The sequence below is a fragment of the Shewanella sp. BJSY2023SW007 genome, from assembly GCF_047314525.1.
Classification (GTDB): domain Bacteria; phylum Pseudomonadota; class Gammaproteobacteria; order Enterobacterales; family Shewanellaceae; genus Shewanella; species Shewanella chilikensis.
In genome coordinates this window covers 84,909-96,243 of record NZ_JBKORL010000006.1, presented here as the reverse complement: position 1 = coordinate 96,243, position 11,335 = coordinate 84,909, and the positions used below count along the sequence as shown (strand labels likewise).

The 11,335-nt window shown below is 51.8% G+C and carries 12 protein-coding genes; 2 read left to right on the top strand and 10 right to left on the bottom strand.

Annotation, left to right across the window (positions count from 1 at the left end; all coding sequences use genetic code 11):
• Nucleotides 1-110: 110 nt before the first annotated feature.
• The 5 genes from ACMHXE_RS02145 to ACMHXE_RS02125 form a co-directional block, all read right to left on the bottom strand.
• Nucleotides 111-1,025 carry a nucleotidyl transferase AbiEii/AbiGii toxin family protein gene (locus tag ACMHXE_RS02145; RefSeq protein WP_413731242.1) on the bottom strand — a complete coding sequence of 305 codons (915 nt, stop codon included), beginning with the start codon at nt 1,023-1,025 and terminating at the stop codon, nt 111-113.
• A 4-nt stretch (nt 1,026-1,029) separates the two neighbouring features.
• Nucleotides 1,030-1,803, bottom strand: coding sequence for a type IV toxin-antitoxin system AbiEi family antitoxin domain-containing protein (locus tag ACMHXE_RS02140; RefSeq protein WP_413731241.1), 774 nt, complete (start codon nt 1,801-1,803; stop codon nt 1,030-1,032).
• 115 nt (nt 1,804-1,918) lie between these two features.
• Nucleotides 1,919-2,818 (bottom strand): tyrosine-type recombinase/integrase, encoded by a 900-nt coding sequence (locus ACMHXE_RS02135; protein WP_224867004.1) that lies wholly within the window; start codon nt 2,816-2,818, stop codon nt 1,919-1,921.
• 42 nt (nt 2,819-2,860) lie between these two features.
• Complete coding sequence (locus ACMHXE_RS02130; protein WP_224867006.1) at nt 2,861-3,202, bottom strand: Arm DNA-binding domain-containing protein; 342 nt, start codon at nt 3,200-3,202, stop codon at nt 2,861-2,863.
• Nucleotides 3,203-3,387: 185 nt separating this feature from the next.
• Nucleotides 3,388-4,251 carry a YicC/YloC family endoribonuclease gene (locus tag ACMHXE_RS02125; protein ID WP_101056442.1) on the bottom strand — a complete coding sequence of 288 codons (864 nt, stop codon included), beginning with the start codon at nt 4,249-4,251 and terminating at the stop codon, nt 3,388-3,390.
• Between the two features lie 180 nt (nt 4,252-4,431).
• Between ACMHXE_RS02125 and rph the strand changes: the two genes are divergently transcribed.
• Nucleotides 4,432-5,145: a ribonuclease PH gene (gene rph, locus ACMHXE_RS02120; protein ID WP_025010865.1), complete on the top strand. Its 714-nt coding sequence runs from the start codon at nt 4,432-4,434 to the stop codon at nt 5,143-5,145.
• 105 nt (nt 5,146-5,250) lie between these two features.
• Entirely contained in the window at nt 5,251-5,892 is a 642-nt protein-coding gene (gene pyrE, locus ACMHXE_RS02115; protein WP_025010866.1) for an orotate phosphoribosyltransferase, read from the top strand.
• A 101-nt stretch (nt 5,893-5,993) separates the two neighbouring features.
• Here pyrE and folE read toward each other — a convergent pair whose 3' ends face one another.
• The 5 genes from folE to coaBC form a co-directional block, all read right to left on the bottom strand.
• Nucleotides 5,994-6,644, bottom strand: coding sequence for a GTP cyclohydrolase I FolE (gene folE / locus ACMHXE_RS02110; RefSeq protein WP_025010867.1), 651 nt, complete (start codon nt 6,642-6,644; stop codon nt 5,994-5,996).
• Between the two features lie 192 nt (nt 6,645-6,836).
• Nucleotides 6,837-8,807 (bottom strand): alpha/beta hydrolase family protein, encoded by a 1,971-nt coding sequence (locus ACMHXE_RS02105; RefSeq protein ID WP_101056443.1) that lies wholly within the window; start codon nt 8,805-8,807, stop codon nt 6,837-6,839.
• Nucleotides 8,808-8,937: 130 nt separating this feature from the next.
• Nucleotides 8,938-9,531, bottom strand: a complete 594-nt coding sequence (gene slmA, locus ACMHXE_RS02100) for a nucleoid occlusion factor SlmA (protein WP_025010868.1) — start codon at nt 9,529-9,531, stop codon at nt 8,938-8,940.
• 24 nt (nt 9,532-9,555) lie between these two features.
• The gene (dut, locus tag ACMHXE_RS02095; protein ID WP_025888140.1) at nt 9,556-10,014 is read right to left on the bottom strand and encodes a dUTP diphosphatase; all 459 of its coding nucleotides are present in this window, start codon (nt 10,012-10,014) and stop codon (nt 9,556-9,558) included.
• Nucleotides 10,011-11,207: a bifunctional phosphopantothenoylcysteine decarboxylase/phosphopantothenate--cysteine ligase CoaBC gene (coaBC, locus tag ACMHXE_RS02090; protein ID WP_226684712.1), complete on the bottom strand. Its 1,197-nt coding sequence runs from the start codon at nt 11,205-11,207 to the stop codon at nt 10,011-10,013. Before coaBC ends, dut begins: the two co-directional genes overlap by 4 nt.
• Nucleotides 11,208-11,335 lie beyond the last annotated feature (128 nt).

Sequence of the window (11,335 nt, the reverse complement as noted above, 5' to 3'; positions counted from 1 at the left end):
GAATAGACATAAAAAATCGGAAACCTACAAACAGGTTTCCGATTGTCTCTCATCAGAAGGATCGGTCAACCGATCCTTATCTGATCTACATTGCGTGTAGGGTGGGGCTTTTATATCGTCAATATTTGTTGAAGCCGATGGTAAGCTTCGGAATGTTTCTCTGGGTTCATTTTGACCAGGTTTTGCATTTTCCAACGAACAGCAGGTAACTGGTCGATTCCTGAAAGCTCCAAAAGAGACCAGTCGGGGGAGCGATTTTTGAAAGACAGTAAAAATGATCGCTCTTGAGGCGTTAAAGATGAGTTTATGAGCCTCACCAGTTGCTCGCGAGTTGCTTCGAGTTCCGCTTGAGGAATGTCTTGATCGGCCATATTCCGAAACTCTCCTTCATAAACACCTGAAATGTCCTTGAAGTTTGGTCTAAGTAGTTCGGCAATAGGACGTGGGTGGCTAATAATATAAACCAATAAGGCTTTGCGAAGCTCATCGGTGAGTCCCTCGTTATCAAGTAGTTGCTTGACGTCGAAAAGATCCCTCGGGTGTTGACGATCCAGTGCTGCACAGATTTTCCCCGCGTATAAATCGGCAAAACTCACCAGTGGCATTTCTGCAAAACCAAACTCATCTTCAACAGCCCCACTTACTGGCATGACTTGGGGGTCGTAAACCGTACCGCGTAGTACAGGGGAGAGTTCAATTTTGATTTGAACGTTATCTCGCTCCACCAATAAACGCAGAGCATCTGATTTATCCAGGAAGGAGCGGACAACACGAGTATTGTCGATGTTAGCCGTTATCGTGGAGGCCAGGGTATCTAGGGTGCTCTTGATGGTCTGCAGGGCTTCATTCCGTTCCATCATGGGCAGAAAAACTAAGTCGATATCAACCGAAAGTCGAGGAAAGTCACGAACGAACAAATTGATAGCGGTTCCACCTTTGAGAGCGAAACAGTCGTGCTGCGCAACAAAAGGAATAATCCTGAGTAGTAGCTGCACTTGTCGGTAGTAGTGGCTTTGTCTATTCATGTTTTCACATATCCTTAGGCACTGTTATTTGCCAGGTTGGCTCTAGTTTGCCACCTTTAGCGATCAGTCGTTTACCAGTGCCCAGGGCATACTGTTCTGGTGTGAGGTATTTAAGCCAAGCGTGTTGATGTCTTCCTGCCAGCCAGAGAAAGAGTCGCTTTGCTTTGATACTGCTACAGGCTTTCAGCAAGGAATTCAGCTTACGAGGCGATAGGTTGTGTAATCCTTGCATAAGTTGGTCAGCGTGTTCAAAGCTGATGGTATTGGGCACTATAGCTAAAAGCTCCAAAATGGCTTTCTCTGGACAGGAATAATGTAATGAAGGAAGAGATGCCTGCCAGCTATCTTGCCTCAGGTACTGGTTGTCGTGCATTAGCGTCTCTGGCCATAGGCGACGAGTGCCATGCCACTCAAATTGTGCTGGTGCATCGATTCTTGCCAGCCATCTAGGCAGTATCTCAGCAGAATAGAGGTGAACCCTAGGTTTGTTTCCTTTGGACAGGTAATGGCCAAGTCCTTCCAGCTCTAACGCTGTCAGACCTCCAACATGGACAGGGACATCGGCCATGCGTTGCAACGAGGCAACGATTCCTTTCCAGGACAGCCTCGCTTCTTGCCTAGTGTAAACACCGACTGCGACAGGGAGCAGCGTTTGGCTCCGGACTGCATTGTCCAGAAAATGCAGGTTGAGTCCTTGCGTCTCCAGCCATGATTTGGTGGCGATCATATCCAACGGCAGCAGTTTCTGTAGTTGCTGTCTGGCTTCAGTGTTCAGCATAACTGATCCCATTTTGGTTTATAAAAAAGAAAATACACGTTGATTATCGACGTGATTTTCAGACTTTTCAAACTAATTTGAATTTTGGGTTTGTAAGTTTGTAATTTCACGTCAATTATTGCCGTGAAAATTGTGATTTAAAAACCGTGTCAAAATTGACAATCTTATTTTCCCCATCGCCATTAACAATTGGAGCCAACCACTCACCAAGCATGTTGTGAGCGACTTTACGCTCCTCAAAATAAGCATCTTTGTTATAGATACCATCAGTTCGGTTACCTGGAATTTGGTTAAGGCATCGTTGAGCTATATTGTCAGGAATATTCATCTTACCCATTCGGGTTCTGGCAGTGCCTCTTAGGTCATGCACCCGGCGCTTTTCAAACGAGAAAAAGTTCTGTTCAAACAACTTCTTCAGTGCATGGTTTAAGGTATTCTCGCAGACATGTGGGGTACGTGCCTTTTTGCTTATTCGTCTGGCTGGGAATACCCATTCGCTACCACAACTGCGGATCTTCAGCTCTTCCAACCACAACAGGGCTGCATCACTGAGAGGAATGTCGATTGCGCGACGTTTCTTGGTGCGTTTTTTCGGCAGATGCCACACTCGATTTGGCAAATCAAACTCATGCCATGGTGCGGCCAATAACTCCATTTTCCGAGTACAAGTCGCAATCAACAAAGCACAAGCCAAATAGTTCTCTCGACTGAATTGCGCAGGGATCGCTCTGAGCTTGGTAAAGAACTCAACGACTTCGGTTTCGGTCATAGGGTCGTTTGCAGCTTGTTCCTCCCCACCTGCATCTTTGGGTCGAAAAGGGCTTGCAGGGTTGAACCGAGTAACATCGAGCTTGATGCCATGATCAAAAATGCGCTTGAGCATACGCATTACGTCGTTAGATATGGTTGGTCTTGGTGGTTTATCACCATAACCATTAGCGATATCCCGTAGGATTTCACTGATGTCGAGTGGTCTTATTTTATCCAGCTCGACTTTACCGATACGCCAAGCCACCTCTCGTTCGTAAAGGCTCTTTTCTTTTTCGTGGGTAGCAATTTATCGCTGGCGGAGCTGATGATAGTCAGCATACAAATCATTCAGTGTTTTAAAGGGATTCTGATTAACTTTCTTGCGTTCTTGGACGGGATCAACTCCTTCACGTTTGATCGCTAACCTCAGCTTGGCGGCCTCATCACGAGCATCGGCCAGTGACCAGTCATCAACTTTACCGATAGTGTACTCGCGCCGAAGCTTAGTTGCTGGTGTGGTGTAGCGCAGCATCCAGTAGGCATCCCCGCGTTTGGGAGTCATCAAATACAGTCCATCGCCATCGGAGTGTCGGATGGATGATTTTTCCTTGATCAGTTTTTTAACGGTTTTGTCATGCAAAATGCCCATTTCTCGACCTCAAAAAATCGGGGAGTACAATCTCGCTAAACAAACTATAGCGAGAAAATACTCCCCAATCTACTACCCATAGCTACCCAAACTTAGTAGGCCAGCAATGGATGTTATGAGTGTCAATTTTTAATAATTTAATGATTTTTAATGTTTTTATGTATATCTTTGACCACTATTAAAAGTTACTCGACGTTTTGAATTTGCTCTCTCATCTGCTCAATCAGCACTTTAAGCTCGACTGCGGCGGCGGTGATTTCGCTGCTGATTGACTTGGAGGCCAGGGTGTTGGATTCACGGTTGAACTCTTGCATCATGAAGTCCAGTCTGCGGCCTTCGCTGCCACCCTTGTTGAGGATCCGACGAGCTTCGGCCACGTGGGCTTCGAGGCGATCCATCTCTTCGGCCACGTCCTGTTTTTGGGCCAGCAATACCATTTCCTGTTCCAATCTGGCCGGGTCCAGTTCGCCCTGGATTTCGGCCAGGCGGTTGCTGAGTTTTTCCCTTTGCCATTCCATGACCTTGGGCATGTGCTCGCGGACTATGGCGATCTGGGCTTCAACGGCATCCAGGCGGGTCAGCAGCATCTCTTTGATGGCGCTGCCTTCACGGCCGCGGGCTTCGATAAACTGATCGACGGCGCCGTCGAAGGCTTTGAGCAGTTCGGCGGCAATGGCATCCATGTCTTGCTCGGATGAGGACATGACCCCAGGCCAGCGCAGAATATCCACTGGATTGAGCTCACCCTGGCCGGCTTGCTGTTTTACCCAATTGGCGGCCTGCAGCAGTTGCAGTGCCAAGTCCTGGTTCATATTCAGCTGGGTACCTTGTTGATCGCTCAGCTCGTAGCGCAAATTGACCTCTACCTTACCGCGATTGAGACGCTTGCGCAGTCTGTCTCGCAGCACAGGCTCCAGGCTGCGGAACTGTTCCGGCAGGCGCAGATAGGTTTCCAGATATCTCTGGTTGACTGAGCGGATTTCCCAGGAGGCTGTGCCCCAGTCGGCTTTATGCTCGATACGGGCGTAGGCGGTCATGCTGTGGATCATCAGATATTCCAGTTGCTTGAAGACGGGTGTAGCAGAGGATTATAGACAGCTTGCCCCCGGGGTTAAAGTGAAGTGTATACACTTTGTCGGTTCGATACGGATCCGCCATGGCGTCAAGCGCCGCAAGGCCCTATAATATGCAGCCAATTCAGTCCAGACGACAAAATACAGGAATTCACTATGCGTCCCAGCAACAGAACTCCGGCTCAAACCCGCCCCATTTCAATCACTCGCCAGTTTACCGCCCATGCGGAAGGTTCTGTGCTAGTCGAGTTCGGCGATACCAAAGTACTCTGTACCGCCAGTTTTACCGAAGGGGTGCCGAGATTTCTCAAAGGCCAGGGCCAAGGTTGGGTGACGGCAGAATATGGCATGTTGCCCCGTTCTACCCATAGCCGTATGGATCGCGAAGCGGCCCGGGGCAAGCAGTCTGGTCGTACCCAGGAAATTCAGCGCCTCATCGGCCGTGCTTTGCGCGCTGCTGTGGATATGAAGCTGCTGGGTGAAAACACCATAGTGATCGACTGTGATGTGATTCAGGCCGACGGCGGTACCCGCACTGCGGCCATCACAGGTGCCTGTGTGGCTCTGGTGGATGCGCTTAATTGGGCTCGTGCCAAGGGGATTCTCAAGGCTAATCCGCTCAAATTCCTGATCGCCGCCGTGAGCGTGGGGATTTTTGAAGGTGAGCCTATCTGTGACCTGGAATATATCGAAGACAGCGCCGCCGAAACCGATATGAACGTGGTGATGACAGAAACCGGCAAGATCATCGAGATCCAGGGCACCGCTGAAGGCGAGCCGTTCAGCCATGAAGAGTTGCTGAGTCTGCTGGAGCTGGCCAAGCATGGCATTCGTGAGATTATCGATGTGCAGAAGGCTGCATTGAGTTAAGTTTTTTTAAGGACCCCATGAGGGTCCTTTTTTTCGTACTCCAGAGAGTACTTGTTCGTACCCGTGAGCCTTAAGGGCTTACCCATAATCACAAGAGGAGAGATCGTGAAAGCCTATCAGCGCGAGTTTATTGAATTTGCCCTTGAGCGTCAGGTGTTGAGATTCGGTGAGTTTACCCTGAAGTCCGGCCGCAAGAGCCCATACTTCTTCAATGCCGGTCTGTTTAACACTGGCCGGGATCTGGCCCGCCTGGGCCGTTTTTATGCTGCTGCGTTGGTGGATGCCGGTATCGATTACGATCTCCTGTTTGGCCCGGCCTACAAGGGGATCCCCATCGCCACAACCACGGCTGTAGCCTTGGCCGAACACCATGATCTGGATATTCCTTACTGCTTTAACCGCAAAGAGAAGAAAGACCACGGCGAAGGCGGCAACCTGGTTGGCAGCGAGCTCAAGGGTAAGGTGATGTTGGTGGATGATGTGATCACCGCAGGTACCGCTATTCGCGAGTCCATGGAGATCATTCAGGCCAATGGCGCGACTCTGGCCGGGGTATTGATTGCCCTCGACCGTCAGGAGAAGGGCAAGGGCGAACTGTCTGCCATTCAGGAAGTGGAGCGCGACTTTGGTTGCCAGATAGTGGCCATCATCAAGCTGGCCGATTTGATTGCCTACTTGGCCGAGAAACCTGGGATGGAGCAGGAGTTGGCCGCCGTTAGCGCCTATCGTGAACAGTATGGTATTTAATGCTACCCAGGATAGAATCTCAGCTCTTACAGAAGCTTGAGTAACTTTCTGTACAGTCCATAAAAAACGCTGCCTTGGCAGCGTTTTTTATGGCGGAGAGGCTATTTGGCCTGATGCAGAAACTCGGCGCGGGTGGCCGGGTTGGACTTGAACACGCCACCAAGAGCCGTAGTGGTGGTGGAGCTGGTGGAGTCCATCACACCGCGGGATTTAACGCAGTAATGCACCGCATCCATTTTTACCGCCACATCTTTGGTTTCCAGCAGGGTCTGCAACGCAACCAGTACTTGCTGGGTCAGGCGCTCCTGCACCTGTGGCCGCTGGGCAAAGAAACGCACTATGCGGTTGATCTTCGACAGGCCGATGATCTTCTTCCGCGGCAGATAGGCCACAGTGGCCGTACCGTCTATGGTCACCAGATGGTGCTCACAGGTGCTGGTGAGGCTGATGTCCTGCACCCGCACCATTTCATCGAAGCCCATCTTGTTGTCGATAACAGTGATCTTGGGGAAGTTGGCATAGTCGAGGCCGGAGAAAATTTCGTCGACATACATCTTGGCGATACGTTTCGGCGTATCCATCAGGCTGTCGTCGCTCAGATCCAGCGACATCAAGGTCAAAATGGCCTTCATATGGGCCTCTATTTTTTCCTTGCGCTCCTCGGCCGACAAGCCACAGGGTACCATGGGGGTCTCGAGTCCTCGCTCCAGGAGCGCGGTCTGAACCATCAAAGCTGCTTCACTCAATGCCATTGTTTTCCTCCGGCGGATAGACGCCAAGCCAGCGCCTTCCGTTTGTTACTGTCCGCGCAAGCTGTGACGCTTTTCACATTTATCTGCGGGAAGCGGAGGATACCGCTATTTGCTGTAAATTCATACCAGAAAAGCCCCATAGCACGAAAAAAGCCGCTCTCTGGAGAGCGGCTTGGTTTACGGCAGTTAAACTTAAACGCCCAGATTCTGCTTCAGGAAGTTGAGCATTTTCTGATAGTAGATGGCTCTGTGGCTTTCATCGTAGAAACCGTGGCCCTCATCATCCATGATGATTTTCTGGTAGGGGTAGTTACGCTTCTTGAGCGCATCTTCCAAGGCTTCAAACTGCTCTATGGGGGCGCGCTCATCATTGCCGCCGTGTACCAACAGCAGGTTGGCCTTGAGCTTGTCGACGTTGCGAGTGGGCGACATGGCACGCAGCACGGCTTGATCCTGGCCAAGCACAGTTCGCAGGTAGCTGGTACCCGAGTCACGTTCCTGCACGTCACCTTCTTTAAACATCATTTCCAGATCGTACACCCCGGCAAAGCCGATGGCGCACTTGAACAGATCCGGCTCCATGACCGAGCTTTGCAGCGCGCTGTAGCCGCCAAAGCTGCCGCCGACGATACAGATGCGCTGCTTGTCCACTATGCCTTGATCTATCAAATGGCGGGTGGCGTCTATGATGTCGTATTGAATTTCACTGCCCCACTTGCGGTAGCCCGCTTGCTGGAAGGCTTCACCATAACCACCTGAGCCGCGGAAGTTAACCTGCAGTACGGCAATACCCTGATTGGCCAGCATCTGGTTTTGAGGATCAAAGCCCCAGCTGTCCCTGACATAGTGTGGGCCGCCGTGCGGGTTGACCACCAGAGGCAACTGCTTGGGATCTTTACCGGGTGGTAAGGTCAGGTAGGCCTGAATCGTCATGCCGTCTCGCACCTTGATATCCATGGGTTTCACTTCGGCCATGTTGGCCGGATCTATGCTTTCCATGGTACGCAGCAGGTGTCTGAGTTTGACCGCTTTGGTATCAAACAGATAGTAGTCGCCCGGATTGCGGTCGTTGAAGGCCAGAATGACCATCTTGTCGGCGTTACGGGTCTCGCTGACGATGCGCACCTGGTGCCCCGGCAGGCTGGCCAGCAGCTGCTTCAGATACACTGCATGTTGATCTTCAGAGTCAACAAAGGCGTAGGTTGGGTAACCGTTGGCAAACTCCACCGCATAGAGCTGTTTGTTCTGGCCGTTGATCCAGAAGTTGTCCGGCTCGACTCTGGCGTCACTGACTATCTGCTGCTTTTCACCGGTTTTCAGGTTGACCCGATACACGGCTTTGGGCTCACCGGCCTGAGACGCGGCGGCATAGACGCTGTTGGGATCTTCGGTAAAGGAGATAGGGGTAAAGTCCTTAAGGCCGATGTTCAGCTTGTCGGTGTCAATCCATTCTCCGTCGTTACGGTAAAAAATACGGGTGTTGTTGCTTCTGTCCTGACCGGCCACAAAGCGCACTTCACCGTCGTCATCTGTCATGAAGCTGGCCATACCTATGGGAGAGCGGGTGATCTTCTTGCGGGTGCCACGGTAGACATCAACCCGATAGACATCCTGTAACTGTTCATAATCCAGGCTGCGACCGCCGTTCCAGGGGATGGCGTTGACCAACATGTAGCGGTCATCATCCGGCAAGGGATCGAGTACATAGGCAGTGGCCTGGATGGCGGTGTTTTTCTTCAGGTGGGAACCGGTTTGTTGCTGGCCCGAATTGTAACCGAACAGATAGGCGACCTTGGAGCCGTCGGCGTTCACCGCCATCAACTCACCATAGTAGAGCGGGCGATCATCCCAGCCCTTGAGGTATTCCTTGGCGACCACGACACGTTCATCGTTGACCCAGGTATAACTGCCCACTTGGGCGTTGCCCGGGAAGTAAACAATGTGCTTGGCACTGAGGTCTTCAGTATTGAGGATCAGTAGCTTATCTTTTCCTTCGTGATTCATGATCACGCTGAGATAGTCACCTGAGGGGGAGATTTTGACATTGGTGTATTGCGCCCCCTGGCTGAAAATTTCTGCCGGCGTGGGCGTTTGATGACTCTGGGCCAAAGCGAGAGTGGGGGCCAGCAATAATATACCAGTCAACAAAGGTTGGAATTTCATTTGACATCCTTGTGTTTATTATAAGTAACCTATGTTTTTTCAATGTTAATTAAATGCTTGGGTTTGGACAAGGCTAAATCCATAAAAAAAGGACGGTTTTTACCGTCCTTGATCCCGAAAAACAGGGCGTTCAGCTCTGCAATAACTGGCTTTGAATAAACTGCCACTGCTCCTCGAAGTGAGCCGTTGGCTTGAGCTTGAATTCACTGCGAACAAACTGGGCAATACGGCCTTCGGCCACGGCCAACAGCAGGTTTGCCAGAATGGCTTCATCCAGGGCGAATTTTTGCCCTTCTCGCAGGGATTTTTCCCGCAGGATCTGCTTTAGATGGGTTTCCAACTTGGCAAACAACAGGTTGATCCTCTCTCTGAGACGCTCATTCTCGCCCAGCAGGGCATCACCGCTCAGTACCCGGGAGATCCCTGGGTTGCGCTCGGCAAACACCAATAACAGCTGCAGTGCCTGTTGGCAGCGTTTCATGGTGTCTTTCTCCTCGTCCATGATGAGGTTGATGCGTGACAGCAGAGAGTCTTCAATAAACTCAATCAGGCCTTCAAACATCCGCGCCTTACTGGGAAAGTGGCGATAAAGCGCCGCTTCCGACACGCCAACTTCCGAGGCCAGCTTGGCGGTGGTAATCCTTTGCCCCGGATTGGTTTCCAGCATTCTGGCAAGGGATTGGAGTATGTGTTCACGACGATTGATTTTTTCTTTTACAGCCATGTTTCGCTCTGTCAGTGGCAGGAATTATTGAGTGCCTGAGTGACCGAAGCCACCTTCGCCTCTGTCCGAGGTGTCAAATTCATCCACCAGTTTGAACTGGGCTTGAACGACGGGCACAAACACCAATTGGGCCAAGCGGTCACCTATCTCCAGGGTGAAAGGTGTCTGGCTGCGGTTCCAGCAGGAAACCATCAGCGGGCCCTGATAGTCAGAGTCGATAAGGCCGACCAGGTTGCCGAGTACTATGCCGTTTTTGTGGCCCAGACCCGAGCGGGGCAAAATCACCGCCGCCAGAGAAGGGTCGGCCACATGAACCGCAATTCCGGTCGGGATCAATACAGTTTCACCCGGGGCTATGGTGATGCTGGTGTCCAGCATGGCGCGTAGATCCATGCCGGCACTGCCTGGGGTCGCATAGCTTGGCAGCGGAAATTCACTGCCAATACGCGAGTCGAGAATTTTCAGTTCTATGGGTGTTTTCATGAGTGGTTTTTATGCTTCGCTATCAGGATCAGCAACTGTTTGGCCAGGCTCAACTTGTCGGTGGCCGGCAGTTCATCACAACCTGTTGCAGAAAATACTTTCAGGGCATTCCGGTCGGCGTTGAAACCTTGACCCGGAACAGACACATCGTTGGCGGCAATCATATCGAGTTTCTTGCGCTTGAGCTTGTCACGCGCATAGGTCTCCACCTCATGGGTTTCTGCCGCAAAACCCACGGTAAAGGGCCGGATAGGATGGCTGGCGACCGTGGCCAGAATATCCGGGTTACGCACCAGTGCCAATGTCATGGTTTCGGAAGATTTTTTTATCTTGGCTTCGGCGACATCGGCGACACGATAGTCTGCCACTGCGGCGCAGCCAATAAAAATATCTTGCTGTTCCACCCTTTGCATCACGGCATCGAGCATCTCTTTGGCCGATTGCACATCGACTCGGGTCACCCCTGCCGGGGTAGCTAAATTAACCGGGCCGCTGACCAGAGTCACTTCGGCGCCCATCTGCGCCGCCGCAGTGGCCAGTGCAAACCCCATCTTGCCAGAGCTGTGGTTGGAGATATAACGCACAGGATCTATCGCTTCACGGGTCGGTCCGGCGGTGAGCAGCAGCTTTTGGCCGGCCAACAGCTGTGGCTCAAAGCAAGCGGCGGCTCGCTGAGCGATATCATTGGGTTCCAGCATACGCCCCGGGCCGATTTCACCACAGGCTTGGCTGCCGCTATCCGGGCCCCAGATACCATAACCGCGCTCGGCCAGCACCTTGAGGTTCTCCTGAGTCGCTACGTTTTGGTACATCTGTTGGTTCATCGCCGGGCAGAGCATCACCTTAGCCGCCGTTGCCAGGCAGGTGGTGGTGATCAGTTCATCGGCCATACCGGCACGAATGCGGGCCAACAGGTTGGCGGTAGCGGGGGCAATGATAACCAGATCGGCCCAACGGGCCAATTCGATATGCCCCATGGCAGCCTCGGCCGCAGGATCCAGCAGATCTGAGGCTACCGGATGGCCGGATAACGCCTGCAAGGTCAGCGGGGTAATGAATTCCATGGCGCTCTGGCTCATGACGACTCTGACTTCGGCACCTCTGTCCTGCAGGCGCCGCACCAGATCGGCACTCTTGTAGGCGGCAATGCCACCGCCAATCCCCAAGAGGATTTTTTTATGCTTCAGGCTCATAGAAACAATCAACTGATGGTAATTGGCGGCTAAGATATCACAAAGCTCCCCCGACTTGGCAGGATGCAGCTTCAAAAATCTCGACCATAATTGAAACAAAGTATAGGGCACAGGGACGGGAGCCAAGG

Coding starts and splice junctions, on each gene's coding strand:
- slmA (WP_025010868.1), bottom strand. CDS start 9,531: ATGGCTGTAAAAGAAAAAATCAATCGTCGTGAACACATACTCCAATCC.
- dut (WP_025888140.1), bottom strand. CDS start 10,014: ATGAAAACACCCATAGAACTGAAAATTCTCGACTCGCGTATTGGCAGT.
- ACMHXE_RS02130 (WP_224867006.1), bottom strand. CDS start 3,202: ATGGGCATTTTGCATGACAAAACCGTTAAAAAACTGATCAAGGAAAAA.
- ACMHXE_RS02105 (WP_101056443.1), bottom strand. CDS start 8,807: ATGAAATTCCAACCTTTGTTGACTGGTATATTATTGCTGGCCCCCACT.
- ACMHXE_RS02125 (WP_101056442.1), bottom strand. CDS start 4,251: ATGATCCACAGCATGACCGCCTACGCCCGTATCGAGCATAAAGCCGAC.
- folE (WP_025010867.1), bottom strand. CDS start 6,644: ATGGCATTGAGTGAAGCAGCTTTGATGGTTCAGACCGCGCTCCTGGAG.
- ACMHXE_RS02140 (WP_413731241.1), bottom strand. CDS start 1,803: ATGCTGAACACTGAAGCCAGACAGCAACTACAGAAACTGCTGCCGTTG.
- ACMHXE_RS02145 (WP_413731242.1), bottom strand. CDS start 1,025: ATGAATAGACAAAGCCACTACTACCGACAAGTGCAGCTACTACTCAGG.
- coaBC (WP_226684712.1), bottom strand. CDS start 11,207: ATGAGCCTGAAGCATAAAAAAATCCTCTTGGGGATTGGCGGTGGCATT.
- rph (WP_025010865.1), top strand. CDS start 4,432: ATGCGTCCCAGCAACAGAACTCCGGCTCAAACCCGCCCCATTTCAATC.